This window comes from Rhizobium sp. R634, from assembly GCF_002211305.1.
In the GTDB taxonomy this organism is placed as follows: domain Bacteria; phylum Pseudomonadota; class Alphaproteobacteria; order Rhizobiales; family Rhizobiaceae; genus Rhizobium.
In genome coordinates, this window is sequence record NZ_LOKW01000006.1 from 62,474 (window position 1) to 85,309 (window position 22,836).

General features: G+C 62.4%; 20 protein-coding genes. 7 read left to right on the top strand and 13 right to left on the bottom strand.

What is annotated here, in order from left to right; all coding sequences use genetic code 11:
• Positions 1–93 precede the first annotated feature (93 nt).
• Entirely contained in the window at positions 94–927 is an 834-nt protein-coding gene (locus ATY77_RS09785; protein WP_088687162.1) for an SDR family NAD(P)-dependent oxidoreductase, read from the top strand.
• Here ATY77_RS09785 and ATY77_RS09790 read toward each other — a convergent pair whose 3' ends face one another.
• The 5 genes from ATY77_RS09790 to ATY77_RS09810 form a co-directional block, all read right to left on the bottom strand.
• The gene (locus ATY77_RS09790) at positions 928–2,187 is read right to left on the bottom strand and encodes a cyclopropane-fatty-acyl-phospholipid synthase family protein (RefSeq protein WP_088687163.1); all 1,260 of its coding nucleotides are present in this window, start codon (positions 2,185–2,187) and stop codon (positions 928–930) included. It abuts the gene before it with no gap.
• Positions 2,188–2,283: 96 nt separating this feature from the next.
• Positions 2,284–3,135 (bottom strand): DUF1365 domain-containing protein, encoded by an 852-nt coding sequence (locus tag ATY77_RS09795; RefSeq protein WP_088687164.1) that lies wholly within the window; start codon positions 3,133–3,135, stop codon positions 2,284–2,286.
• Positions 3,132–4,469: an FAD-dependent oxidoreductase gene (locus tag ATY77_RS09800; protein WP_088687165.1), complete on the bottom strand. Its 1,338-nt coding sequence runs from the start codon at positions 4,467–4,469 to the stop codon at positions 3,132–3,134. Before ATY77_RS09800 ends, ATY77_RS09795 begins: the two co-directional genes overlap by 4 nt.
• Positions 4,466–5,917 carry a deoxyribodipyrimidine photo-lyase gene (locus tag ATY77_RS09805; protein ID WP_088687166.1) on the bottom strand — a complete coding sequence of 484 codons (1,452 nt, stop codon included), beginning with the start codon at positions 5,915–5,917 and terminating at the stop codon, positions 4,466–4,468. The genes ATY77_RS09800 and ATY77_RS09805 overlap by 4 nt, the downstream gene beginning before the upstream one ends.
• A 152-nt stretch (positions 5,918–6,069) precedes the next feature.
• Complete coding sequence (locus ATY77_RS09810) at positions 6,070–6,396, bottom strand: hypothetical protein (protein ID WP_088687167.1); 327 nt, start codon at positions 6,394–6,396, stop codon at positions 6,070–6,072.
• A 199-nt stretch (positions 6,397–6,595) separates the two neighbouring features.
• On the opposite strand from ATY77_RS09810, the gene ATY77_RS09815 reads away from it, so the two are divergent.
• Positions 6,596–6,913, top strand: a complete 318-nt coding sequence (locus ATY77_RS09815; RefSeq protein ID WP_088687168.1) for a hypothetical protein — start codon at positions 6,596–6,598, stop codon at positions 6,911–6,913.
• Between the two features lie 129 nt (positions 6,914–7,042).
• Entirely contained in the window at positions 7,043–7,720 is a 678-nt protein-coding gene (locus tag ATY77_RS09820; RefSeq protein WP_088687169.1) for an HAD family hydrolase, read from the top strand.
• 13 nt (positions 7,721–7,733) lie between these two features.
• On the opposite strand, the gene ATY77_RS09825 is transcribed toward ATY77_RS09820, so the two are convergent.
• From ATY77_RS09825 to ATY77_RS09850, 6 genes are all read right to left on the bottom strand, one after another.
• Positions 7,734–10,391: a nitrate reductase gene (locus tag ATY77_RS09825; protein WP_088687170.1), complete on the bottom strand. Its 2,658-nt coding sequence runs from the start codon at positions 10,389–10,391 to the stop codon at positions 7,734–7,736.
• The gene (nirD, locus tag ATY77_RS09830) at positions 10,392–10,727 is read right to left on the bottom strand and encodes a nitrite reductase small subunit NirD (protein WP_088687171.1); all 336 of its coding nucleotides are present in this window, start codon (positions 10,725–10,727) and stop codon (positions 10,392–10,394) included. It abuts the gene before it with no gap.
• A 4-nt stretch (positions 10,728–10,731) separates the two neighbouring features.
• Positions 10,732–13,182, bottom strand: coding sequence for a nitrite reductase large subunit NirB (nirB, locus tag ATY77_RS09835; RefSeq protein ID WP_088687172.1), 2,451 nt, complete (start codon positions 13,180–13,182; stop codon positions 10,732–10,734).
• A gap of 19 nt (positions 13,183–13,201) precedes the next feature.
• The gene (locus ATY77_RS09840) at positions 13,202–14,443 is read right to left on the bottom strand and encodes a nitrate/nitrite transporter (RefSeq protein WP_088687173.1); all 1,242 of its coding nucleotides are present in this window, start codon (positions 14,441–14,443) and stop codon (positions 13,202–13,204) included.
• Between the two features lie 432 nt (positions 14,444–14,875).
• Positions 14,876–16,159 carry a CmpA/NrtA family ABC transporter substrate-binding protein gene (locus tag ATY77_RS09845; protein WP_190237614.1) on the bottom strand — a complete coding sequence of 428 codons (1,284 nt, stop codon included), beginning with the start codon at positions 16,157–16,159 and terminating at the stop codon, positions 14,876–14,878.
• 34 nt (positions 16,160–16,193) lie between these two features.
• Positions 16,194–16,781 carry an ANTAR domain-containing response regulator gene (locus ATY77_RS09850; protein ID WP_088675264.1) on the bottom strand — a complete coding sequence of 196 codons (588 nt, stop codon included), beginning with the start codon at positions 16,779–16,781 and terminating at the stop codon, positions 16,194–16,196.
• A gap of 398 nt (positions 16,782–17,179) precedes the next feature.
• On the opposite strand from ATY77_RS09850, the gene ATY77_RS09855 reads away from it, so the two are divergent.
• From ATY77_RS09855 to ATY77_RS09865, 3 genes are all read left to right on the top strand, one after another.
• Positions 17,180–17,839 carry a peroxiredoxin gene (locus ATY77_RS09855; protein ID WP_088675265.1) on the top strand — a complete coding sequence of 220 codons (660 nt, stop codon included), beginning with the start codon at positions 17,180–17,182 and terminating at the stop codon, positions 17,837–17,839.
• 146 nt (positions 17,840–17,985) lie between these two features.
• On the top strand, positions 17,986–18,942 hold the full coding sequence (locus ATY77_RS09860; protein ID WP_088687174.1) for a lytic transglycosylase domain-containing protein: 957 nt from the start codon (positions 17,986–17,988) through the stop codon (positions 18,940–18,942).
• 90 nt (positions 18,943–19,032) lie between these two features.
• Positions 19,033–19,986: an NAD(P)-dependent oxidoreductase gene (locus ATY77_RS09865; RefSeq protein ID WP_088687175.1), complete on the top strand. Its 954-nt coding sequence runs from the start codon at positions 19,033–19,035 to the stop codon at positions 19,984–19,986.
• On the opposite strand, the gene ATY77_RS09870 is transcribed toward ATY77_RS09865, so the two are convergent.
• Positions 19,983–21,248, bottom strand: coding sequence for a glycerate kinase (locus ATY77_RS09870; protein WP_088687176.1), 1,266 nt, complete (start codon positions 21,246–21,248; stop codon positions 19,983–19,985). The genes ATY77_RS09865 and ATY77_RS09870 overlap by 4 nt on opposite strands.
• A gap of 190 nt (positions 21,249–21,438) precedes the next feature.
• On the opposite strand from ATY77_RS09870, the gene ATY77_RS09875 reads away from it, so the two are divergent.
• Entirely contained in the window at positions 21,439–21,735 is a 297-nt protein-coding gene (locus ATY77_RS09875; protein ID WP_088687177.1) for a DUF6074 family protein, read from the top strand.
• Positions 21,736–21,803: 68 nt separating this feature from the next.
• On the opposite strand, the gene ATY77_RS09880 is transcribed toward ATY77_RS09875, so the two are convergent.
• Positions 21,804–22,748, bottom strand: coding sequence for a hypothetical protein (locus ATY77_RS09880; protein ID WP_088687178.1), 945 nt, complete (start codon positions 22,746–22,748; stop codon positions 21,804–21,806).
• Positions 22,749–22,836: the final 88 nt, after the last annotated feature.

Here is a 22,836-nt window from a genome sequence, read left to right on the forward strand (position 1 = left end):
GCCACAATGGTGTGATAAAGCCGTAAATCCGGAGGGTAGAAGAACTTCCGGATCTGGTTCCGCATTGATGAGGCAGAGCAGGAGGAGCATGTCATGCGTGATTTCATTGCCCGTCCCGAACATGGAATCGTCTGGATCTCAGGCGCGAGCTCGGGGATCGGCCGCGCACTGGCGCTGACGCTCGCCTCGGAGGGATACAAGGTCGCCGTCACCGCCAGAAGCCATGAAAAACTGGTCGAATTGCAGGCCGAGGCCAGCGGCCTTTCCGGCAGCATCATCGTGCTCGACGGCGACGTCACCGATGCCGAGGACATGGAGCATGTCATGGCCTCGATCGAGTACGAGCACGGGACGCTCGCCATGGCGATCCTCAATGCCGGTGTCTATCTGCCGGTCCATGCGGAGGAGCTGAACCGCGCCGATTTCGAAAAGAGTTTCGCTGTCAATCTTTCCGGCGTCGTCAACTGTCTGCTGCCGGCAATCCGCCATATGAAGGCGAAAGGGCAGGGGCAGATCGCCATCGTATCCTCCGTCACCGGCTATGGCGGCCTGCCGACGAGTGCCGCCTATGGCGCCACCAAGGCGGCGCTGATCAACATGGCGGAAAGCCTAAAATTCGATCTCGACAAGATGGGGATCCGCATCCAGCTCGTCAGCCCGGGTTTCGTCGATACGCCGGCGACGAGAAAGAACGCTTTTCCGATGCCGGCCCTGATATCGGCCGAAGACGCCGCCCGGCAAATCGCCGTCGGTTTGAAATCGCAGGCCTTCGAGATCACCTTCCCGAAGCGCTTCACCATTCTGTTTAAGCTGATGCGGTTGTTGCCCTATGGCGCTTATTTCGCGCTGGTCAACCGCATCACCGGCTGGCGGGAGCGGCCCTCGACGGCTGGTCGCCATCCGGTGACGCCGCATCCGGCGAAATGATCAGCGGCGTGAGAACACCACCTGACGCACATCGATATTGCGGGCGCGGAAGCCGGCCTCGCAATAGAACAGATAGAATTCCCAGAGCCGCTTGAAACGTTCGTCGAAACCCATCGGACGGATGCGCTCCCAGACCGACCAGAAGCGCTCGCGCCATTCGGCAAGTGTGCGGGCATAATCGAGTCCGAAACCGAAGTCCCTGACCAGTGACAAATCGACTTTGCCGGCGAGCTCGGCGAGGTGGTTGCGCGTCGGCAGCATGCCGCCGGGGAAGACATATTTCTGAATGAAGTCGGGATTGCTGCGATACTGGTCGAAGGCTTCGGGCCTGATCGTGATGATCTGCAGGCCGGCCTTGCCGCCGGGCTTCAGGCATTGCCGGAGCTTGGAAAAGTAGGACGGCCAGTATTTCTCGCCGACCGCTTCGAACATCTCGATCGAGACGATCCGGTCGTAGAGCCCGGCCTCGTCGCGATAATCCTGGAAGCGGAATTCGACGCGATCGTCGAGGCCGGCCTTCTGGATGCGCTCCCTGGCAAAGGCGAGCTGCTCCCGGCTGATCGTCAGGCCGGTCACCTTGCAGTTCAGCTCGCTTGCGGCGAATTCGGCAAAACCGCCCCAGCCGCAGCCGATCTCCAGCACATGATCGCCTGGCCGGATGCCGGTCGCCTCGGCAAGCGCCCGGTACTTGGCGTTCTGGGCCGATTGCAGGTCGTTGGCGCCGGTCGAATAGAGCGCAGAGGAATATGTCATGCTCGGATCGAGCCATTGCCTGTAGAAATCGTTGCCGAGATCGTAGTGAGCGGAGATGTTGCGCTTCGAGCCCATCTTGGTATTGGCGTTCATCCAGTGTCGGACGCGCTCGACGAGGCGGCTGACGCCGCGTTTGCCGTGCGCATAGCTATACGCGGCCTCGCCGTTGACGAGGAAGAGTTCGAGGAATGCCGCGATATCAGGGCTGTCCCAGTCGCCGTCCATATAAGTTTCGGCAACGCCGATCGTTCCGCTCGTCAGCGCCCGATAGGCAAGGTTCCAGTTGTTGAGGCTGAGTGCCGCCTTCGGCCCAGCCTTCTTTCCCTCGATCAGCAGCCTGCGGCCATCGGGCAGGGTGACGGCAAGTGAGCCGTACTGCATGCGCAGAAGTCCGCGCAGCGCGAGCTTTGCCTTGAACGGCAGACCCTTCACGAGGCGGGATATGTTTTCGGCCGTCAGCGTCACCGCGTCACGGGCCAGCAGATTCCAGTCCTGCGTCTTGCGCATCTTCCTCCTCCCGCATTCTTTTTGCCGGTGAGGGACGACGATCCATCCGTAACGATGTTCTCGGGCGGCCTCCGGCCATTGTAGAGAAAGCTAATGTCATTCCGCCGCCTCCGCAAGCGGCGGGGGGCGGTGGATGCTGACGGCAGGCGGAGACACGGGGCGCCTGATATACCGCATGCCTTTCAGCCAGAGTTTCAGCGCCTCCCAGTGGATACCCGCCACGATCTTGAAAGTGAGGAAGGGGATGCGCGCCATCAGCGCCAGTAGCGAGGCATTGGTCAAGGGAAGCTGCCGTCCGGAAAATGTCGCCGAGAGGAGCGGGCCTTCGCTGTCGGTTTCGAGGATGCGCCAGCGGATTTCCGCCCCGGGCGGCAGCATACGGAAATGGTAGCGCGCAGCCATGCCGATGAAAGGCGAGACGTGAAAGCGCTTGTCGCAGCTCTGGCGAAGTCCACCTTCCCAAATCTCGCCACGGCCAACCGGACAGACGTAGCTATGCCTCTCGCCAAAGGTGTTGCGCACCTCGTAGATCATCGCGATGAGGCCGCCATCGGCATCATAGGCATGGTAGACGGAGAGCGGGTTGAAGACATAACCGATGATGCGGGGATAGCAGACGAGCAATATCCTTGCCGCCCGATCGAGGCCTGCCGCGGCGAGCAGCCGGTCGGCATAGGCGCGCAGCGTTAGGCTCTCGTCATCGGCATGGTCTTTCTCATGAAACGAGACGAGATTGCGCCGGTTGACGGAAAACAAGGCCGACAGACGGCCGGCCTCGTCCAGCCGGTCGAGATCGATAAGCAAAGAGAATACCCGATAGCGGAAGCGATGGCCGAAGGGTTTCATCCGTTGATGCATGATGTCGCCGGCGTAGAGTGCCGCCGCGGCATCCGGCGGCGGGCCGTTACCGGTGACGCTAACGCCCTGCCTTTTGCCTCGCCCGCTCATGCCGCCACCTCCGGCTGGGGTTCGCAGGTGAGCGGCCGTGCGGCCCGCCAAGGGATGCTCCCGCCCAGGGCCTCGGCCGCCGCAAGGCCGGATACGAGCCCGTCCTCGTGGAATCCATATCCCGTCCAGGCGCCGGCGAAGTAGCAGTTATTCTGCCCCTGAATGGCGGCGAGCGTCCGTTGCGCCGCCATGGCTTCGGCCGAAAATTGCGGGTGCTCATAGGTGAATTCCGCAAATACCTTGCCGGCGTCCGGCTCGCGGTCCGGATTGAGCGTCACGAACAACGGAAACTTGGGATCGATCCCCTGCAGCCGGTTCATCCAGTAGGTCACGGCGACGCCTGCCCTTCCATCCTCATGGCTGGAGCGCAGATAGTTCCAGGAGGCCCAGACCTTGCGTCGTTGCGGCATCAGCGCCTCATCGCGGTGAAGGACGACGCGGTTTGGCTGGTAGGGGATCGCGGCAAGCAGCCTGCTTTCCTGGTGCGTGGCATCGGCGAGCAAACGTGTCGTCTGATCGCTGTGGCAGGCGAAGATCACCTTGTCGAAAAGGCGTTCGCCGCCGCTTTCATCGATAAGCTTGACGCCGTCTTCTGAGCGTATCGCCCCGCGCACGCCGCAGGAAAGCTTCACCCGCTCGCCAAGCGGCTGGAGCAGCCGGTCGAGATAGGTTCGGCTGCCGCCGGTCACCGTGCGCCACTGTTGCTGCCGGCGATGGATCAGGCGGTGATTGTCGAAGAAATTGACGAAGTGCTCGGCGGGAAACTGCAGCATGCGGGCCGACGGCGCCGACCAGATCGCGGCCGCCATCGGCACGAGATAATTATTGGTGAAGCCTGGCGAAAAACCGCGCCAGTCGAGATAGTCGCCGAGCGAGCGTGAGGCGAGATGGCCGGCGGCCCGGTCTTCGAGGCACATGCGGTTGAAGCGCAGGATTTCGCGGATCATCCATAGGAAGGACGGACGAAGCAGATTGCGCTTCTGCGCGAAGATGGAAAACAGCCCGCCGCCGCTCCATTCCAGTTTGCCGCGGTCGAGCGAGAGCGAAAAGCTCATGTCGCTCGCATGCGTGGCTATGCCGAGTTCGGCAAAGAGCGCCGTCAGATTGGGGTAGTTCGCTTCGTTATAGACGATGAAGCCGGTATCGACGGCAATCCGGTACCCGTCGTAATCCACGTCGACAGTTGCCGTGTGCCCGCCCGCCCGCGCCTGGCTCTCGAAGAGTGTTACGTCGTGCACGGGATTGAGCGTCCAGGCGGCAGAGGCTCCCGAGATGCCGGAGCCGATCACCGCGATCTTCAGCCGGCGCGGAGCGGGGCGAAAATGCGCGTTCATGCGGCGTCCCTCGTCGCTTTATAGGCCGCAAGCGCCCGGTTGCGGGCATGGGCGTGATCGACCATGGGTTTTGGGTAGGTTTCGCCCAGGATGACGCCGGCCGCATCGAGCGTGCTCTTCGGCGCCTCGAATGGCCGGTGAATGTATTTTGCGCCGAGCGCCCGAAGCTCCGGCACATAAGACCTGACATAATCGCCGTCGGGATCGAATTTCTCGCCCTGCAGCACCGGGTTGAAGATGCGGAAGAACGGCGAGGCGTCCGCTCCCGAGCCGGCCACCCATTGCCAACTCGCCGCATTGTTGGCCGGATCGGCATCGACCAGCGTATCCTGGAACCAGGCTTCGCCCCGGCGCCAGTCGATCATCAGATCCTTGATGAGGAAGGAGGCGACAATCATCCGGACGCGATTGTGCATCCAGCCGTGGCGCCAGAGCTGGCGCATGCCGGCATCGACAATGGGATAGCCGGTCATGCCGCGCCGCCATGCTTCGAAATCCGCGTCATCGTTGCGCCATTCGAAGCCGTCGAAGCGATCGTTCCAATTGGCGGAGGCAAGGCGCGGGAAATGAAAGAGCAGGTGATAGGAGAATTCGCGCCAGGCAATCTCCTTGCGGAAATGCACGATGTCGGCCGTTGGTACTCGTTTCGACAGGCCGCGGGTCGCATCCCAAATGCGGGCAGGGGAGATCTCGCCGAGCGCCAGATGCGGCGACAGCATGGATGTCGCCTGCTTGGCGGGAAAGTCGCGGTTTTCCTTGTAACCGTCGAGCGACTCCTCGACGAAGGCGGTGAGCCTCTCCTGCGCAGCCTGTTCGCCCGGCGTCCAGAGATCGGCAAAATCCCTTGCCCAGTTCGGCTTTCCCGGCAGCAGCTTCCAGCGCTCCAGACTTTCCGATGCGGGAAGCCCTGATGCCAGCCGAAGTTTGGACGGCGCGTTCAGCGGCGGCTCCGGTTCGCCGGCGCTCTCCAGCGCGCGCCAGAACGGAGTATAGACGCGATAGGGCGTGTCGCTGCCCGTCATCAGCCTGGACGGTTCATGGAGAAGCTGGCCGCCAAAGCTTCTCGCCTCGACCGCCTGCATTTCCAGCTCGGCCTTGACCTCGATGTCGATGGCCACTCCCGGCGGATCGTAGCGCCTATTCCAGAAGACAGCTTCCGCGCTGGTATGCTTGATAAGGGCGCGCAGCACCTCGAGCGGCTGGCCGCTTGCCAGCAGCAACCGTCCGTGCCGCTTGCGCAGCGACTTATCGAGTGCTTCGAGCGAATGGTGCAGCCACCATGCCTGCGCTGCCCCGAGCGGTGCTGCGCCCGTCCCCTCCGGTTCCCTTATATAAAGCGGGATGATCGGCCGCCCGGAGATGTGGGCGGCGTTGAGAGCCTGGTTGTCGTCGAGACGCAAGTCCTTGCGAAACCATAGAATAACCGGTTTGGGCGTGTCCTTTGCCAATGAAGCCGTTCCCCGTGTTTGTGCGACATCGTACGAATGTACGGAGCGCCCGGATCAAAAGTTTCATCGGAAAGGGGTGATTTTCATCTCTGTCGGGACGAAAAAAAGGCCGGCGTGAACCGGCCTTTTCAAGCAAGCGGGAGTTGGCCTGCTCAGTTGTCGTATTCGCGGCAGGCTTCACTGATCGATGCGCCGCTTTGGCCGCCACGGGTGTCGACGCCGGACATCTGCTGAGGCATGCCGGGGCATTCCATCGCTTGCGGTCGGCCGATGCTCTGCGTCGTGGTCGGGTCGACCGGAGCGACCTGCACGGGATGCATGCCATTGTCGCTGTTGGTGTAATCCGACGAATAATTACCCGAACTCGGATCGGTCGAGCCGCCATTGGTCGGCCCGATGGGATCGGGATTCGACTGGGCAAAGGCCGACGATGCCATGCCGATCGCCAGCAGCGAGGCGGCAATAAGGGATTTGGTCATGATGATATCCTCCTTTGATTTTCATCTTGGATGACCTTTGCGTAACCGCCCTTTGGAACCATTGTTCCGAAATTTCTGAAAAACCTGCACGCGGACCTTGCATGGTTACGCATAAACCTTAACGGCCGAAGCCGCTGGATCACCGCCGTTGCCTGCCTTAGTAGGATGATGAACGCCAATTCCGCAGCATGAGGCCGCAATGTTCGTTTCCCCGCGCGAGGCTGCAGATCTCTGTCTCCATATCGCCCTTGCCATCGCCTTTACGGCAAGCGGCATGGCGATCGCCTCCTGCACCCTGGACGACGAAGAGGCCGGCATATCCGCGCTCGACGTCAGCCGCCCCTCGCTCTGGACCGCCGTCCCCACACGTGTCGATCCGGCCGCCCAGGCCTATCTGCGGGCCGCCGCTCCGGACGAACTGAAACTCGCCGACGGCGCCGCTGAACTCTGTCACGACCGCATCGGCCTTCGCCTCTCCTGCGACTTGATCGCCACATCAGGCACTGCGGCTTTCTAAGCGAAGCAGGCTGCCTCTTCGCAAGGCGGTTATCGCCGTTCTTTTCGAAAACTTGCAAAAGCCACTGATTTGCCGTTTGATCGGGCGATAGCGACACCCATCCGATGCTCCTCCCAAAAGGATCCGCCTTTGTCCCTGCCGATGCCCCGCGGCTTCGAAAAGCCTTATGCCGCCTTCCTGTTCGATATGGACGGCACCATCCTCAACTCGATCCATGCGGCCGAACGCGCGTGGAGCGACTGGGCAAGGCGTCATGGCCTGGATGTCGCTGAATTCCTGCCGAAGATGCACGGGTCGCGCGGCATCGATACGATTACCCGGCTGAACCTGCCCGGCGTCGATCCCGAACATGAAGCGAAACTGGTGACCGAGGCTGAGATCGCCGATGTCAGCGATGTCGTTCCGATTCCCGGTGCCGCGGCATTCCTGAGTTCGCTGCCGCCGGACCGCTGGGCGATCGTGACCTCCTCACCCCTGCGCCTGGCGCACCGCCGGCTGGAGGCGGCAGGCTTGCCGCGGCCGAAATTCATGGTGACGGCGGAGGACGTCAAGGTCGGAAAACCCGATCCGCAATGTTATATTCTCGGCGCCGAACGCCTCGGCGTCAGCCCGCGTGATTGCCTGGTGTTCGAGGATGTCGCAGCCGGCATCCTCGCCGGCGAGGCGGCCGGCGCCGACGTCATGGTCGTCACGGCAACCCATCACCAGAAGATGGAGACGCCGCATCCGACCTTCGCATCCTATGACGAGATCTCGATCCGCATCTCAGGCGACCGTGGAATGCTGATCGTCCCGAACGCGGCCTGAGCCGAGCGTCGCATCACTCCGCAGCTGCGGCAAGACAGCGGTCGATGATCCTGCCGATTTCGCTGCGGCAGGAGCCGCAATTGGTTCCGGCGCTGGTTTCCTTGCCGACCGCCTCGACGCTATGGCATCCACCCCGCACGGCAGCCGCGATCTGATTGACCCCGACGCTGAAGCACGAGCAGACGGTCGCACCCGGATCCGGCCTGCCGGCCCCGGGGCGGCCTGCGACGAGCGCAAACCGCTTCCTGAGATCGCCATGCGAGGCGGTGAGCTGCGAGATCGCCCAGTTGCGCGCCACGGCGACCGGTTCACGTGCAAGGAAAAGCGCGGCAAGCAGGGTCTCGCCGTCGAAGAAAGCAAGCCTGAGGTCGCCCGATTGCCGGTCGGCATAACCGAGCGGTTCGATGTCATCGGGGATGGCGAAAACCGCGCGGCACCAAGCCACCCAGTCGTCGACGGGTTCACTGAAAGCAAGTTCCAGCCTCCAGCCGCCGACAGCCTTCGCCACGGCCCAATAGCCTGCGTCAGGCGTGGCGGGTTTTACGGCCGAGACGGCGAAACCGTAGTGGCTGGCGCGGAAGGGGCGAACGGCGACGGCGACGTTCTTCGACGCCGGCTGACCGGAAAAGGGGTCGGTGATCGGCGCGACAAGCGCGTCGATCCTTGCTTTTGCTGCGAACTGGTCGTTCCAGTGCATCGGCGCGAAGATGCCGCCGCGCGCCTGGCGATCGGTCACCAGGGCGCGGACGATGGCCTTGCCATGGGGGCTCTCGATCTCCACCAGACCGGCGCTCGATATGCCGGTCTCCATCGCATCGCGCGGATGGATTTCTGCGAAAGGCTCGGCGATATGAGCCGACAGCCGCGCGCTCTTTCCCGTCCGCGTCATCGTATGCCACTGGTCGCGAATGCGTCCTGTGTTCATCGTGAAAGGGAAATCGGCACTGGTGCGATCCGTTGCGGGCGGCGCCACCGCGACGAAGCGCGCCTTGCGGTCGGCATGGTAGAACCCGCCTTCGGCGAAGAAACGGGTGACGCCGGGTTCTGCTCCTGCCGCCTGCGGCCACTGGAAAGGTGACAGCGCATCATAGGCGCCGCCGGCGATATCGGCGCGGGCGCCGATATCGAAATCGCGGCTGCCGTTATTTTCGAAGGCGGAAAGGGCGGCATGTTCCGCGAAGATCTCGACCGGCGCATCGAAGTCGAAGGCGGCGTCAAAGCCCATGCGGCGGGCGACTTCCGCAAGCTGCCACCAGTCGGCCTTCGCCTCGCCTGGTGTGTCGAGGAAGGGGCGCTGCCTTGAAATGCGCCGTTCGGAATTGGTGACGGTGCCGTTTTTCTCGCCCCAGCCGAGCGAGGGCAGAAGCACATGCGCGTGCCGGCTCGTATCCGTCTCTTTCAGGATGTCGGAGACGACGACGAACGGACAGGCGGCGATCGCGCTTTCGACGCTGTCGGCATCCGGCATCGAGACAACAGGATTGGTGGCCATGATCCAGAGCGCCTTGATGCGGCCGTCTGCCACTGCGCGGAACATGTCGACCGCCTTCAGGCCGGGCTTGGCGGCGATAACAGGCGATTTCCAGAAACGCTGCACGCGGTCCCGGTCATCGGCATTCTCGATCGCCATGTGGGCGGCAAGCATGTTGGCGAGACCGCCGACCTCGCGCCCGCCCATGGCATTCGGCTGGCCGGTCAGCGAGAACGGCCCCATGCCCGAGCGGCCGATGCGGCCGGTTGCCAGATGACAGTTGAGGATGGCATTGACCTTGTCGGTGCCGGAGGACGACTGGTTGACGCCCTGGCTGTAGCAGGTCACGACCTTTTGCGTCGTTTCGAACAGCCGGAAGAACTCTCGGATCTGCATCGCCGGCAGGCCGGTCCGCTCCAGGAGATCGTTGATATCGAGTGCTGCGGCCGCGGCAAAAGCTTCGGCGAAACCTTCGGTATGGGCGGCGATATAGTTCTGGTCGATCGCAGGGCTTGTCGCGAGATGGGCAAGCAGACCCATGAACAGTGCGACGTCGCCGTCCGGGCGGATTGCCAGATGCAGGTCGGCGATATCGCATGTCATCGTCCGGCGCGGATCGATGACGACGATCCGCATGCTCGGCCGCGCCGCTTTTGCCGCGGCAAGCCGTTGGTAGATGACGGGATGGCACCAGGCAAGGTTGGAACCGGTCAGCACCACAAGATCGGCGAGTTCGATATCCTCATAGGTCCCGGGCACCGTATCGGCGCCGAAAGCGCGGCGATGCCCCGCGACCGACGAGGACATGCAGAGCCTCGAATTGGTGTCGATATTGGCCGAGCCGATGAAGCCCTTCATCAGCTTGTTGGCGATGTAATAGTCTTCGGTCAGCAACTGGCCGGAAACGTAGAAGGCAACCGCGTCAGGCCCGTGTTCGGCGATCGTTTCGGAGAAACGCTTCGCAACGAGGTCAAGCGCCTCGTCCCAACCGCTCCGCTCGCCCGCGATCTCGGGATAGAGAAGCCGGCCGTCGAGATCGATGGTTTCGGCGAGTGCCGAGCCCTTCGAGCAAAGCCGGCCGAAATTCGACGGATGCTCGGGATCGCCCTTGACGCTAACGGCGCCGGCCTCGTCGACCGTAGCGATCACGCCGCAGCCGACGCCGCAATAGGGACAGGTGGTCTTGACCTCGGCCGTCATCTATTCCGCCGCCATCATCAGGCTTTCGAGTGCGATGAAGAGAGCGCCGTCCTCATTGCGGACCGGTATGGTCCGCACCGCGCCCTCGTCGGCGCCGAGCGCCATGCCGGTTTCCAGCGAGATCACCCAGTTGTGCAGCGGGCAGGTGACTGCCTTGGCATGCACGATGCCCTGGGAGAGCGGACCGCCCTTGTGCGGGCAGTGATCCTCAATGGCGAAGACCTCGTTTTCGGCCGTGCGGAAGACGGCGATCTTGCCCTGCGGCGTCTTCACGCAACGCGCGCCACGCAGCGGGATATCGGAGATGTCACCGATTGCAACCCAATTCATGTCCATCTCCTTACTCGGCAGCCTGCGGATAGCCGATCGTCGCCATCGGCTTGAATTCATGCTTGTCCTTGCCGGAGACGCGCTCCGACCAGGGATCGACCTGGGCGAATTTCTGGCTGAAGACGAAGCGCTCGTAATAGGCCTTGCGCTTTTCGGCATCGTCCATGATCTGGCGGCGGATTTCATCCAGGCCGACGCGCTTGGCCCATTTGTAGATGCGCTCGAGATAGCGGGCCTGCTCGCGGTACATCTGCGTCAGCGCCACGATGTGCTCCAGCGCCTCGTCCTCGGTCTTCACGAGGCCGAGCACCTCCGTGCCCTTGATGTCGAGACCGGCAGCGCCCGCGAAATGGATCTCGAAACCGGAATCGACGCAGATCACGCCGATATCCTTGCAGGTTGCTTCCGCGCAATTGCGCGGGCAGCCGGACACGGCCATTTTCAGCTTGGCCGGCGTCCACGAGCCCCACATGAATTTCTCGATGCGGATACCGAGGCCGGTGGAGTCCTGGGTGCCGAAGCGGCACCAGTCGGAGCCGACGCAGGTTTTGACCGTCCGCAGGCCCTTGGCATAGGCCTGGCCGGAGACGAAGCCGGCCTTGCCGAGATCGGCCCAGACGGCGGGCAGATCTTCCTTCTCGATGCCGAGCAGGTCGATACGCTGGCCGCCCGTCACCTTGACCATCGGGATTTCGAATTTGTCGACGACGTCGGCGATGGCGCGCAGCTCGTTCGAATTGGTGACGCCGCCCCACATGCGCGGCACCACCGAATAGGTACCGTCCTTCTGGATGTTGGCGTGCACGCGCTCGTTGATGAAACGCGACTGGTAGTCGTCGGCATATTCGTCCGGCCAATCGCAGACGAGGTAATAATTGAGCGCCGGCCGACACTTGGCGCAGCCGCAGGAAGTCTTCCATTCCAATTCCTGCATGACGGCAGGAATGCTCTTCAGACCTTTCGCCTTGATCAGCCGGCGGACGTCGTCATGGCCGAGTTCGGTGCAGGTGCACATCGGCTGGACGGCGGCCGGATTGTAGCCGTCGCCGAGCGTCAGCGCCATCAGCTGTTCGACGAGGCCGGTGCAGGAACCGCACGAGGCGGATGCCTTGGTATGGGCGCGCACGTCGTCGAGCGATGTCAATCCCTTGCTGGTGATGGTCGAAGTGATCTTGCCCTTGCAGACGCCGTTGCAGCCACAGATCTCCGCGTCATCCGGCAAGGCTGCAACGGCCGCCATAGGGTCCAGCGGCGACCCTCCCTGATAGGCCTGTCCGAAAATGAGCGTCTCGCGCATCTCCGAAATATCGGTCGCTTTCTTCTTCAGGTCGTTGAACCAGGCGCCGTCGGCGGTCTCGCCGTAAAGCACGGTGCCGATGATCTTGTTGTCCTTCAGCACCAGGCGCTTGTAGACGCCGGCTGAAGCATCGCGCAGCACGATCTCCTCGCGGTCGTCGCCGTCGGCGAAATCGCCGAGCGAATAGAGTTCGATGCCGGTGACCTTGAGCTTGGTCGGCGTGTCCGCATGCACGAAGGCAGGCGAACGGTCGCCGGAGAGATGCGCGGCGGCAATGCGGGCCATTTCATAAAGCGGCGCGACGAGGCCGTAGACCATGCCGCCCACCTCGGCGCATTCGCCGAGCGCAAAGATATCGCCGTCCGAGGTCTGCATGCCGGCATCGACGACGATGCCGCGATTGACCGCGAGGCCGGCCTCTTTCGCGAGGCCGACGCTGGGACGAATGCCGACCGCCATGACGACGAGCGTTGCCGGAATGATGCGGCCGTCGTCGAGTTCGATGCCCTCGACCCTGCCGTTGCCGATGATCGCCTTGGTATTGGCCTTGCAGATGACCTTGATGCCGCGTTCCTCGACGGCCTTCTGCAGGAGATAGCCGGCCGCGGGATCGAGCTGGCGTTCCATCAGCGTCGGCATGACGTGCAGAACGGTGACGTCCATGCCGCGCTGGGCGAGACCGGCCGCGGCTTCGAGGCCGAGCAGGCCGCCGCCGATGACGACCGCCTTTTCGCGCGACTGGGCGGCAAGCAGCATAGCCTGCACGTCGTCGAGATCGCGATAGGTGATGACGCCGGGCAGATCCTTGCCGGGAACCGGGATGATGAAGGGCACGGAGCCGGTGGCGATCACCAGCTTGTCGTAGCTCTCGGTGACGCCGTGGTCGGAGGTGACGGTCTTGGCGGCGCGATCGATGTTGACGATCTTGTGGCCCTTGTAGAGCATGATGCCGTGCTTGATGTACCAGCCGTCACCGTGAATGATGATCTGCTCGTAGTCCTTCTCTCCCGAGAGAACCGGCGACAGCATGATGCGGTCGTAATTGACGCGTGGCTCGGCATTGAAGATCGTGACTTCGTAGCGTCCGGGCGACTGCTCCAAGAGGTGCTCCAGCATGCGCCCAGGCGCCATGCCATTGCCGATGATGACGAGTTTTTCGGTCATACTTCCAGGTCCTTAGAAATTAGGTTGCAGCCACGGGCGCCGAGTGAGCCCGACGCGACAGTTGCTTGACGGACAGGTGCATCCAGACGAGCGAGATTGCGACGATCGCAAAGAGCAGCAGGAAGCAACTGGACCAGAGGCCGGTCATGTCCTTGAGCAGGCCGAAGGCGATCGGAAGGATGAAGCCGCCGAGACCGCCCATCATCCCGACGATGCCGCCGACAGCGCCGACGCTTTCGGGATAGTAGGCCGGGATGTGCTTGTAGACGGCGGCCTTGCCGAGGCTCATGAAGAAGCCGAGCACGAAGATGACGGCGATGAAGAGCACAGGCGTGATTGTCGTGGCCGGCAACGACAGGATGAGGGTGGCCACTGCCGAGACGGCAAACATCGCATACATCACGCTGCGCGCACCCTTCTTGTCCGACAGCACGCCGCCGAAGGCGCGGAAGATGCTGCCGGGGATCGAGTAGGCGGCAGCGATCATGCCGGCGGTTTCCAAGTTGAAGCCGTAGACGCCGACGAGATAGCGCGGCAGCCACAAGGACAGGGCGACGAAGCCGCCGAAGGCGAAGAAATAGTAGAGCGAGAAGCGCCAGACCTGGACGTTCTGCAGTGGTGCGAATTCCTGGGCGAAGCTCTTGGAGGCGACGCCGCGTTCGCGGCGAAGACGGAAAGCCGGATCATCCGTGGTGGTGAACCAGAAGACGATTGCCATCAGCACCAGACCGGCGGCCCAGATCTGTGCAACCGCCTGCCATCCCCATGCGATCAGCACGAAGGGCGCCGCGAATTTGGTCACGGCCGCACCGACATTGCCGGCGCCGAAAATGCCGAGCGCCGTTCCCTGCTTTTCCGCCGAGAAGAAAGGCGAGACATAGGCGACGCCGACTGCAAAGGAGCCGCCGGCAAGGCCGACACCGAGGCCGGCGATCAGCATCTGTGGATAGGTTTGGGCGTAGGAAAGCAGGAAGGTCGCCACCGCGGCGGCGAGCATCGTCAGCGTGTAGATGAGACGGCCGCCGTAACGCTCTGTCCAGATGCCAAGGACGATGCGAACCAGCGAACCGGTGAGAACCGGCGTGCCGACCAGCAATCCGAATTCGGCTTCGTTCAAGCCGAGGTCTTGCTTGATGCGGATGCCGATGATCGCGAAGATCGTCCAGACGGCAAAACAGAGGGTAAAAGCCAAGGTGGAGATCCACAGTGCTTTGGCTGGTTCGCCGGCGGACATGGGCTGCGCTTTCTCGATGACAGACATGACTTCTCCGTGGCCCGACAAGGTCGTGCCGATCCATCGCTATGGGTTAAAACAAAAAAGCCGCTGGTCAGGACGCGCTGTACGAGGTGCGCGAAATATCCTGATCAGCGGCTTTGCTGGTGGCGCCCGCCGTTGGACGCCGAATCATGGCCTTCCGGCCTATCTGCGAACCGGCTCTTCACTTCGAAGAACCAAACTCTGTAACTCTCTTTGGGGGCCTATCGCGGGCCCTTCCTGCATCGATCGCCGTTGACCGGGGCATTTATAACGAAGCAAACCTCATGCCAGTTTGCGGTACATGTGGCATCCAATTGAATCCAAAAGGGTTTTTCGGAAATCAGGATTTGCATGTTTTTGAGGCTGCATGTAGTCGTGCAAATCTTTTGTGCGTTGCGATGGGGCTTGCTGGCGTTTTGTGCAGGCAGGCACGGCTCAGATCTCGTCGCTGCCGGACGCGAAGGGCAGGGCGCTTCTGACGGCAAAACCTGCGACATAATCCGGCAGCCGTGTCGGATCGAAGACGTGGCCGTCCATGAAGCGGTCGCCTTTATCGCTGCCCTCGATGCGGATGTCGGCGTCCTCAGGCGCATGGTTGTCGCCGAGGGCTGCGCGGTAGAGATCCGGACGATAGGCCGACGCGGCGGCCCGCGCCGTGCTGAGGCTGGCCTCGGCTTGGCCCCAGCGGATCATCTGGCTGTAGATCCATAGTGCTTGGCTTGGCCGGGGATAGTTGGCGAAACCGGAATGGAATTGGAAATAATCGGCGATGACGCGCCGGTTGCCGCTGGCGTCGAGGCTGAATTCGCCGGCGAGCACGCGGCGGATGATGTCGACGGGAGCGGCGATATAGCGGGGATCGGCGAGAGCGGCCGCCAGCGCGTCATGATTCTCCCGCCGATCGCACCAGCGGGCTGCCGCATCGAGCGCGACGATCAGCCGGGAAACGGTTTCCGGACGGCTTTCCGCCCAGTCCGGCCGCATGCCGATGACTTTTTCCGGGGCTGACGGCCAGATGTCCTGCTTGGCGGCGACGATGCGGCCGATGCCGCGCTCCGAGGCGATCATGTTCCACGGCGCGCCGACGCAGAAGCCCTCGATCGCGCCGGCCGCCAGCGCGTCCGAGGTCAGCGGCGGCGGCACGACGACGAGCTTGACGTCCTTGTCGGGATCGATGCCGCCGGCGGCCAGCCAGTAGCGGAATTCGTAATTATGCGAGGAGAAGGGATAGGTGACGCCGAAGGTCGGCGGCGGCTCACCACGCGCCTTCATCTCTGCCAGCACCTTGGCAAGCGCATGGGCACTGTCGAGCGCGCTTGCCGTTTCCGGCAATCCGGCGCCGTCTCGCATCCTCTCGAAGAGCCGCATCGACAGCGTGATCGCATTGCCGCCGCGCCCGAGGGAAAAGGGCGTGATCGTCGGCGACGGGTTGGAGCCGAGGCCGAGCATGGAGGCGACGGGCATCGGCGAGAGCATATGGGCGATATCGAACTGGCGAAACGCCAGCCGATCGCGGACGTTCGCCCAGGAAACGTCCTTGACCAGGTCGAGCGTCAGGCCTTCCTTCCGCGCGAAGCCGAATTCCGCCGCCGCGATCAGCACCGATGCGTCGACGAGCGGAATGAAACCCGCCCGCAGCACCTTTGCTCCCTCGTTGTTGACATGCGCGGGCGAGGGCAGCCCGCCGCTGGAACTGGCGGTCTTCGTCATCATATCCACTCCGGTTTCCTCCGGAAATTTATGAGGCCGGCCATCACATCAAAAGTCCCGCGGCGGTGACAACGCTCTGGGCGATTTCCGACATCTTCTTCTTTTCGTTCATTGCAGTCTGGCGCAACAGAGCGAAAGCCTCTTCCTCGGACAGGCCGCGCATCTTCATCAATATGCCCTTGGCGCGCTCGATCAGCTTGCGTTCTTCCAGCGCCGAGCGGGCGTCGGCCAACTCCCGCTGCAGCCGGCTGAAGGCGTTGAAGCGGCTGACGGCCATGTCGAGGATCGGTTTGACGCGTTCCTTCTTCAGCCCGTCGACGATATAGGCCGAGACGCCTGCATCGACAGCCGCTTCGATCGAGGCCGTATCGGAGCGGTCGACGAACATGGCGATCGGGCGGGAGACGGTGCGTGTTAGCTGGAACAGGTGCTCCATCATGTCTCGGTTGGGATTTTCGATGTCGATGATGATCACATCGGGCGTGAGCGTCTCGATGATGCGCGCGATGCCGTTGACCTCGTGCACCACGGTGACGCGCGCGTGCCCTGCCTCGCGCAGCCCTTCCTCGATGATGGAGGCGCGGATGGCATTTTCGTCGATCACAAGAATTGTTAGATCGCGGTGCGTCATGCCCTATTTATGACGCGCTGCAGCAATTTTGGCAAGCTATACGCCCGAAAAGTGTGCAAAAATAAATTCGCACAAAATTTAATCATACTGCCTTGCTTTCGAGCGCCTTGCCTCTTGGCTACTCTAGCTCGTTTTGGCAAGCCGATCAAAAACCGCGGTCTTCTGATCGCGCCGGACGGCCGGGAAAAATAATGCCGAAGCAGCCGGTAAATCGAAAGAGCATGCCTTCGGTTCTCGTGCTATATATTCTAAAGAAATGCAGCGAAAACCTTGGGATGGGAGAGTTTTCTGCTCGCAGCCGATACTATCGCAATCGCAATTCTAAGACTTCTGCGGCAGGCCGTTCCATGACCGCCATTTGAGATAATGAAACCCAACAAAGGCTTGGAGGGCCGACCATGAGCTTACGTATCAACGACATCGCTCCCGACTTTACCGCCGATACCACGCAGGGACCGATCAGCTTCCATGAATGGATCGGCAACGGCTGGGCCGTCCTGTTCTCGCACCCGAAAAATTTTACGCCCGTCTGCACGACGGAACTCGGCGCCATGGCTGGGCTTGCGGGAGAATTTTCCAAGCGCGGCGCCAAGATCATCGGCATCTCCGTCGATCCGGTCGAAAGCCATGCCAAGTGGAAGGGCGACATCAAGACCGCGACCGGCTTCGACGTCGAATATCCGCTGATCGGCGACAAGGACCTCAAGGTTGCCAAGCTTTACGACATGCTGCCAGCCGGCGCCGGCGACAGCTCGGAAGGCCGCACGCCCGCCGACAATGCGACGGTGCGTTCGGTTTTCATCATCGGCCCTGACAAGAAGATCAAGCTGATCCTCACCTATCCGATGACGACGGGCCGCAATTTCAACGAGATCCTTCGCGCCATCGATTCCATCCAGCTGACGGCCAAGCATCAGGTGGCGACGCCGGCAAACTGGAATCAGGGCGAAGACGTCATCATCACCGCCGCGGTTTCCAACGAAGACGCCATCACCCGGTTCGGCTCCTTCGATACGGTTCTGCCCTATCTCAGGAAGACGAAGCAGCCGACGGCCTGATTTGCCGGTTCAAAACTTTAAGCCGCCGCGGCCCCTGGCCCGGCGGCTTTTTCGTGCGCTCTTGCTGAAAGGGGGAAGCTTCGCGTCTTCATCGATGCTATCTAGGGTTCGGCGTCGCGATGGAAGTTCGAACCTACTGAGATCCGATGATAGGGCGAAAGCGTCAGTCCGGCTTTGGGAGGAGATCGGCGAAGGTCATGCTTTCGCTCTGCCTTCTGTTTTCCTCCGTGGACGCGGGAACGGCTCAGCCGGAAGGCAGCGCTGGGCCGTCGGCGTGCCTTTATTCCGGGCCGTCGGCGTCGGGATCCGGCGAAGCGCTGTGCATCCGCAAGGAGAGTTTCAACCGCGATCTCTGCGTTGCGATCGAGCATTTCGCTGAGGCCAATCAATTGCCGCCGGATTATTTCGCCCGTCTCATCTGGCGGGAGAGCACCTTTCGCCCCGATGCGCTCAGCATCAAGGGGGCGCAGGGAATTGCACAGTTCATGCCCGGAACGGCGAAGCTTCGTGGGCTCGAAGACAGCTATCAGGTGCTCGAAGCCTTGCGCAAATCGGCGCAGTATCTCGATGAATTGCGCAATCGGTTCGGCAATCTCGGGCTTGCCGCCGCCGCCTATAATGCCGGTGAAAACGGCCTTGCCTCCTACCTAACGTCAGGCAGATTGCCTTACGAAACGCGCAGCTACGTCGTGGCGATCACCGCGCATACGGTCGACGATTGGAAGGATAACCCGCCGGAGGAGGCGGCGGCCCCGCTCGACAAGGACAAGTCGTTCCTCGACAGCTGCGTGGCGCTCGCCGAAAGGCGAACATTGAAGGATGCGCCCTGGCGTCCGGAAGGCGATTGGGCTCCCTGGGGCGTCCAGCTTGCGGCGCATGCGGATGTCGCGGTGGCCCGGCGCCTTTTCCTCGACGCCGTAGAGGATCTGCCCGCGCCATTGAATGCGGAACAGCCGCTGATCCTGCGCCAGCGCGATCGCAGCTTCGGCTTTCGCGCGCGTTATGCCGCCCGTATCGCCCGGCAGACGCGCATGGAGGCCAACGACATCTGCAATCAGATCCGCAGGCATGGCGGCACATGCCTCGTTTTCAGGAATCGATAGCGGCGCGCTGCCGATGACGAAATGTCTCCTTGCAGGATCGCGGAGCCACGCCACATATTCGACGCGGATCACGCCAAGGGAGGAACGACGATGCGGGTTTTGGTAATCGGAGCGACGGGCCATGTCGGAACCTATCTCGTTCCCCGTCTGGTGCAGGCAGGTCACGACGTCATCACCATCAGCCGCGGCGCGGCAAAGCCTTATACGGCCCATCGCGCCTGGGCTTCCGTCGATCAGCGGCAGATGGATCGGGCGGGAATGGAGCGGACTGGCGAGTTCGCTCCGGCCGTGCGCGCACTGAAAGCCGATATCGTCATCGACATGATCTGCTTCACGCTGGAAAGCGCAAAACAGCTGGTGACGGCGCTATCGGGCCATGTCGGGCATTTTCTGCATACCGGCACGATCTGGACGCATGGCTACCCCGTGGCCGTGCCGACGCGGGAGGAGACGCCAAAGTCTCCCTTCGGTGACTATGGCGTGCAGAAGACGGCGATCGAAGCCTATCTGCTGCAGCGGGCGAGACTCGAACGATTTCCCGCAACCATCATTCATCCCGGCCATATCGTCGGCGTTGGGTGGGCGCCGCTCAATCCAGCCGGCAATTTCAACCTGCAGGTCTTTTCCACGCTTGCCCGTGGCGAGACCCTGGCTCTGCCCAATTTCGGCCTGGAGACCGTTCATCACGTCCATGCTGATGACGTGGCGGCGATGTTCATGGATGCGATCGCCAACTGGAATGCCTCGACCGGCGAATGTTTCCATGCCGTTTCGGAGCAGGCCCTGACGCTTCGCGGCTATGCGGAAGCCATGTCGCGCTGGTTCGGCCACGAGCCAAAGCTCACCTTCGCGCCCTTCGACAGCTGGGCCGAAAGCCACACGGCCGAGGATGCGGAGGCGACATGGGAGCATATCGCCCGCAGCCCGAATTGCTCGATCGCCAAAGCTAAACGTCTGCTCGGCTTTGCCCCGAGATATACATCCCTGCAGGCCGTACAGGAATCGGTAGGTTGGCTGCGCGGGCAGGGAAAGATTCACAGCTAACGAATCAGGATCGCCCTGAAATCATTGACGTTGGTGCCGGTCGGCCCGGTCTCGAAGAGATCGCCTATGGCCTTGAAAGCGGAATAGCTGTCATTGCCGTCGAGGAGGCGGCGGGGATCGAGGCCGGCGGCGCGCAGGCGCTTTATCGTGCCGCCATCGGCATAGGCGCCGGCATTGTCCTCCGATCCGTCGATTCCGTCCGTATCCGCCGCGAGAAGATGAATGCCCTCGTGCCCGTCGATCGCCAATGCTGCGGCAAGCGCAAATTCGCCGTTGCGCCCGCCCTTGCCGCCCTTGGCCCTCAGCGTCACCGTCGTCTCGCCGCCGGAAAGCATGACGGCCGGCTTGGAAAACGGCCGGTCGCGGCCGAGCACTTCGCGGGCGATCGCGGCATGCACCTGCGCCACGTCGCGCGATTCTCCTTCGATCGCATCCGAGAGGATGACCGGCGTGACGCCCTGCGCCTTCGCCATGGCCGCCGCCGCTTCCAGCGACACGCCCGCCGAGGCGATGATGTGGTGCTCGTGCCGCAAAAAGACCGGATCGTCCGGCCGCGGCGCATCGGCCCTAGGTGAGTTCAGATGGTCGAGCGCTGCCTGCGGCAGCTGCAATCCATATTGCCGGACGATCTCCAGCGCCTGATGCCTGGTCGAACCATCCGGCACCGTCGGCCCGGAGGCGACATGGGCAGGATTGTCGCCGGGAATATCCGAAACGATCAGGCTGACGACCCTTGCCTTGGTCGCCGCCGCAAGTCTCCCGCCCTTGATGGTGGAGAGATGCTTGCGCACGACATTCATTGCGGAAATCGGTGCGCCGGAGGCGAGCAGCATTTCGTTCAGCGCGATCTCGTCTTCGAGGGTGAGGCCTTCCGGCGGGGAGGGCAGCAGCGCCGAACCGCCGCCGCAGATCAGTGCGATCACCAGATCGTCTTCGGCAAGGCCGCTTACGGTTTCCGTCAGCCGCCTTGCCGCGACAAGTCCCGCGGCATCCGGCACGGGATGGGCGGCCTCGATGATTTCGATGGCGCGCGTCTCGCAGCCATAGCCGTAACGGGTGACGACCAGCCCTTCGAGCTTTCCGTCCCAGACGCTCTCCAGCGCCCGCGCCATCTGCGCGGCACCCTTGCCCGCACCGATCACTACGGTCCTTCCCTTCGGCTTGGCAGGCAGATGCGCCTTGATGCCGGTCAGCGGATCGGCGGCGCCGACGGCGGCGTCGAACAGGCTTTTCAGGAAATCGCGGGGAGCGGTTGTCGTCATCGTGGTTTTTGCTGCCTCAATTGTCGATCGTGGTGCGGACTGTCGGCGCATCGACATGCCCGCGTCAAGTTTAAAGGCGTCGCCGATTGGTGGCATTTGCGTCGTCCGAAGAGGATAGAAGGCGAAACGAATAGAAAGCCTTAACCATACTCCCGTAGACATCGAAGGGAATCAGAGGAACCTGTGTTCGATGGCTACTGACATGACCCGCAGCCCCACCTCCCATGAAGGCAGGATTATCGCTTTTCCCGCCGCGACCGGAACGGCCAATATCGAGCGCTGTGCCCGTGAACTTGGCCGGCGGCATGGCGCCGATGCGCTGGAATTCTGGAAGGCCGAATGCCGCCGGTTTGCCGATCAGCTTTTGGCGGCCGGGGTGCCGGAGAGCGAAGTCGGCCAGCGGGTGATGCAGTTTCAGGAAGATGTGCAGACCGAACTCGTGCTCAGCCACGAGAAGCGGGCTGTCTCGAAATCTCAAAAACGATAAAGCAAAAGAGCCGGCTGCTTTTGCCGCATGAAAGGGCGCGGGCTCCCGGTCCGCGCCCCTATTTCATTCTAGCGCCGCGAGGCAATGATCAGGTCTTCCTCTTCATCGCGCTGCGATCCGCCGAGGGCTGCGGCGGCAGAGGCGATGAAGGCACCGATCAGCAGCGACAACGAGCCGAGCAAGGCCGTGGTGGAGGCTGCCTTGCGTGCCTCGTCGGCAGCTTTCTGCGTGGCGACCTTGGCGTCTTCGATGCGCTTCAGCACCGCGTCGACACGCGCCCTTGCATCAGCCTCGGCGAGACCGGTCCGCGATGAGACGATGGTGGCGAGATAGGCCTTGTCGTCATCCGGCATTTGTCCCTGGGCGGCCCCGTTCAGCAGGATGCGGGATATCTCCGAGGTTGCGGCAGCATCATTGGATGTTGCCTGGGCGCGTGCCTGGTCGGGACGCAGCAATGCGTCGGTGAAATAGGCTGTGGACAAATCCAGCGGCGAGTCTGCCGACGATGCTGCCGCCGTGCCGGCGACGGTTGCGGTCGAGCCGACGGCTTGTGCTGCCGAACTCACGGCTTGTGCGCCTGCGCCGGCAAGCGATGTCAGCGATGACGTAAGAAACCCGGCGACGAAGACCGTTGCCAGCGCCCAGCTTATGAAACCATGGGCGGTATCGCGGAAGAAGACCTCGTCGGTGTGGACGGCGGCCCACTTCGTGCGCAGCCGGCCGGTGATATAGCCGCCGAGCGCCGAAGAAAGCCATTGCACGACGACGAGCCAGATCGCCGCCGTCACGCCGAGCGTGCCGAGTGAAGCGCTTTCTCCCGACCAGGGAGATACCATGGTCAATCCGACGCCCGAACCCAGCAGCAAAAGGATGAGCGTCACTGCGATGGCAGCGGCCGCACCTGCGAAGATGGGGCCCCATGTCATGGCGGATTTGGAGGATTCGACCGGAGCGACGACCTCTCCGGAAACCGGAGCGATCGCCTCTCTGGAACCTGTCATTGAAACCGACATGATCTGATCCTATCGCATGAACAGAGCCAGAAGGATGATGATCGGCAGTGGAACGCCGAGCAGCCAAAGTAGAATACCGCGACCCATG

What these genes read in the sequence shown, in the direction of transcription:
- ATY77_RS09880 (WP_088687178.1), bottom strand. Translation starts at nt 22,748, where the DNA reads ATGTCGGTTTCAATGACAGGTTCCAGAGAGGCGATCGCTCCGGTTTCC.
- ATY77_RS09875 (WP_088687177.1), top strand. Translation starts at nt 21,439, where the DNA reads ATGGCTACTGACATGACCCGCAGCCCCACCTCCCATGAAGGCAGGATT.
- nirB (WP_088687172.1), bottom strand. Translation starts at nt 13,182, where the DNA reads ATGACCGAAAAACTCGTCATCATCGGCAATGGCATGGCGCCTGGGCGC.
- ATY77_RS09860 (WP_088687174.1), top strand. Translation starts at nt 17,986, where the DNA reads ATGATAGGGCGAAAGCGTCAGTCCGGCTTTGGGAGGAGATCGGCGAAG.
- ATY77_RS09840 (WP_088687173.1), bottom strand. Translation starts at nt 14,443, where the DNA reads ATGTCTGTCATCGAGAAAGCGCAGCCCATGTCCGCCGGCGAACCAGCC.
- ATY77_RS09800 (WP_088687165.1), bottom strand. Translation starts at nt 4,469, where the DNA reads ATGAACGCGCATTTTCGCCCCGCTCCGCGCCGGCTGAAGATCGCGGTG.
- ATY77_RS09810 (WP_088687167.1), bottom strand. Translation starts at nt 6,396, where the DNA reads ATGACCAAATCCCTTATTGCCGCCTCGCTGCTGGCGATCGGCATGGCA.
- ATY77_RS09825 (WP_088687170.1), bottom strand. Translation starts at nt 10,391, where the DNA reads ATGACGGCCGAGGTCAAGACCACCTGTCCCTATTGCGGCGTCGGCTGC.
- ATY77_RS09785 (WP_088687162.1), top strand. Translation starts at nt 94, where the DNA reads ATGCGTGATTTCATTGCCCGTCCCGAACATGGAATCGTCTGGATCTCA.
- ATY77_RS09850 (WP_088675264.1), bottom strand. Translation starts at nt 16,781, where the DNA reads ATGACGCACCGCGATCTAACAATTCTTGTGATCGACGAAAATGCCATC.
- ATY77_RS09790 (WP_088687163.1), bottom strand. Translation starts at nt 2,187, where the DNA reads ATGCGCAAGACGCAGGACTGGAATCTGCTGGCCCGTGACGCGGTGACG.
- ATY77_RS09870 (WP_088687176.1), bottom strand. Translation starts at nt 21,248, where the DNA reads ATGACGACAACCGCTCCCCGCGATTTCCTGAAAAGCCTGTTCGACGCC.
- nirD (WP_088687171.1), bottom strand. Translation starts at nt 10,727, where the DNA reads ATGGACATGAATTGGGTTGCAATCGGTGACATCTCCGATATCCCGCTG.
- ATY77_RS09865 (WP_088687175.1), top strand. Translation starts at nt 19,033, where the DNA reads ATGCGGGTTTTGGTAATCGGAGCGACGGGCCATGTCGGAACCTATCTC.
- ATY77_RS09795 (WP_088687164.1), bottom strand. Translation starts at nt 3,135, where the DNA reads ATGAGCGGGCGAGGCAAAAGGCAGGGCGTTAGCGTCACCGGTAACGGC.
- ATY77_RS09815 (WP_088687168.1), top strand. Translation starts at nt 6,596, where the DNA reads ATGTTCGTTTCCCCGCGCGAGGCTGCAGATCTCTGTCTCCATATCGCC.
- ATY77_RS09855 (WP_088675265.1), top strand. Translation starts at nt 17,180, where the DNA reads ATGAGCTTACGTATCAACGACATCGCTCCCGACTTTACCGCCGATACC.